General features: G+C 64.6%; 4 protein-coding genes. 2 read left to right on the top strand and 2 right to left on the bottom strand.

All coding sequences use genetic code 11. The annotated features are described in order from the left end of the window. Together HGB10_12040 and HGB10_12045 are read left to right on the top strand one after the other, a co-directional pair. Positions 1–781, top strand: a 781-nt coding sequence (locus HGB10_12040) for a hypothetical protein (GenBank protein NTU72534.1), incomplete at its 5' end; no start/stop codon positions are given. Further along, positions 778–1,413: a hypothetical protein gene (locus HGB10_12045; protein ID NTU72535.1), complete on the top strand. Its 636-nt coding sequence runs from the start codon at positions 778–780 to the stop codon at positions 1,411–1,413. The genes HGB10_12040 and HGB10_12045, both read left to right, overlap by 4 nt. Here HGB10_12045 and HGB10_12050 read toward each other — a convergent pair. Beyond that, positions 1,410–1,874, bottom strand: a complete 465-nt coding sequence (locus tag HGB10_12050; GenBank protein NTU72536.1) for a phage tail protein — start codon at positions 1,872–1,874, stop codon at positions 1,410–1,412. The genes HGB10_12045 and HGB10_12050 overlap by 4 nt on opposite strands. Before the next feature lie 86 nt (positions 1,875–1,960). Beyond that, a partial coding sequence (locus HGB10_12055) for a polysaccharide deacetylase (protein ID NTU72537.1) occupies positions 1,961–2,189 on the bottom strand: 229 nt, incomplete at its 5' end.

Below are 2,189 nucleotides of genomic sequence, written 5' to 3' on the forward strand. Positions count from 1 at the left end.
CATGAGCTTCGTGGTCGAACCCTACGCCGTGTTCCTGTCCTTCGAGATCACCGACACCGCTGAGATGGAGCGCCTGCTCCCGCCCAACTATCGCCTCCACCCCTCCGCGATGTTCGGCGACACACACAAGCGCCCGTGCGCCATCGTGAGCGCCTTCACCGTCCACACCAACGTCTTCTGGGGCGACCGAGTCGAGTTCTACCTCATCGCCGAGAACACCGAGACGGGCCTGCTGTCGTGGATCATCGAGGAGTACGAGAGTAACGCGCACAGCTACGACCCCAGCCGCGGATTCACGCTGCCGAGCACCTCACACTCGGTGGTGACGACGTCGTATCGCGGCGAGGTGATCGTCGACGTCGAAAGCGCAGAGTCCGGCCACCGGCTCGCGCTCACGGCGGACATGAAGAACGGCGTCACGACCCCGCTCGACCAGCGGCTGTGGGTCGAGGGCAACCTCTCGGTCGACTACGGCGGAGAGCTTCAGGAAAGCACCAAGCCGTTCAGCCTTGTGTTCGATCCCGGCGAGATGTCGCAGGCGCTCAAGCTCCCGCTCGACGACATCTCGCTGTGCGAGAGCACGTTCGGCCGAGGCGCGCTCGACCCCAAGCCGTTCGAAGTCGCGGTGTTCCCGTACTCGCAGCACTTCGTGACCACCAGTTTCCCGACGGCTTCGTCCATGCGCACCGCCGAGGACCTCGAGCGCGCGGTCGGCGAGCTCAACGACCAGCTCGATGCCCCCTGGCAGACGAGCTGCGCCGACCCGGAGGCGTCAGCGTGACGTCCACGCCAGGACCGGTTCGGATCGCCTGCGTCGGCGACAGCATCACGCGCGGCACGTTCGTGTGGCGCCGCGGGACCAACTCATACCCGGCGCAGCTCCAGCGGATGCTGGGCGAGCGATACCTGGTCTGCGGCTTCGGGGCCAACGGCCACGCCGCGCAGCACGATGCCGACATGCCATACCAGGGCAGCGACGCGTTTGTGCGTAGCGGCGACTTCGAGCCCGACATCGTGCTGATCATGCTGGGCACGAACGACGTCCGGGGAGACAACTGGAAGGGCGCCGACGCCTTCGAGCGCGACTACCGTGCGCTCGTCGCCCACTATCGGGGGCTCGCCTCGCGGCCGCGCGTGTGGCTCCTGACGCCTCCGACGCTGTACCGGCTGGGTCGCAGCGCCAACGTGCGGTACGGCATGTCAGAGTCCGCACTCGAGCAGGTCTGTGCCGTAGTCGAGCAGATCGCGTCAGACATGGGCTGCGGGCTCGTCGACGTGCATGGCGCGACCGCCGGTCATCCCGAGGCGTTCAAGTTCGACGGCGTGCACCCAGGTGGGGCTGGAGCGACGCTGATCGCCCGCGCAGTGCGCGAGGCACTTGCGCACGCGACGAGCGAAATCTGGGAAGCCTAGTACTCGCCCTTGATCACGAAGAACGAGCCCCTGATCGTGCCAGCGAGCGCAGACTTCATGCGCGCGAACTTGAACTTCCCTTCGAGCTCGGCGGGCACTTCCATGCCATCCGACAGCTTGAAGCCCACTGCGCGCTTCTTCGGATCGTCGACGGCGTACATCACGTTGACCGAGAGACCGTCCTCGTAGAAGACGTAGGCCATCTTGATGTTCTCGACCTGAAAGCGCGACGTCTCAAGCGGAGTGGCCGCGAACTCAAGGCCACGCTCCTGCTTGAGGATGGTGTTCACGTAGTCGAGCGTCTCGGGGCTTTCGCTCGCCGGCTCGGTAGCGAACTCATGCTTGTACTTGTTCATGAAGTAGCGCGCCTCGTTGGCTCGAAGACCAGCCAGCGCTGCCGCCACGGGAGATGACTCAAGACCGGAAAGGGATACATCCTTGAAGTCGATGACTGTGCTCATGTTGCTTCCTTCCTGTTGTCTTCAGTGTTCCGCAACCGGAAGGAATCGCAACACGCGATGAGCATCGCCGGCCCGCGCGGCTTTGGTCAGCGGCTGGAACTATCGACCTCAAGCAGCTCCGAGACTGTCACGAACCGGTATCCCTGGGCGCTCAGCGCGTCGATGATCCGCGGCAGGGCTTCTCGGCTGGGTCCACCGGAGTCGTACATGACGTGCATCAAGACGATCGACCCCGGGCGGGCACGCTGGGTCACGTGGCGGATCATCGCATCGGGGTTCGCCGAGATGTCAGCTATGGAATCGGGTTCAAGATCC

It is taken from the genome of Coriobacteriia bacterium (assembly GCA_013334745.1).
Taxonomy (GTDB): Bacteria; Actinomycetota; Coriobacteriia; order Anaerosomatales; family JAAXUF01; genus JAAXWY01.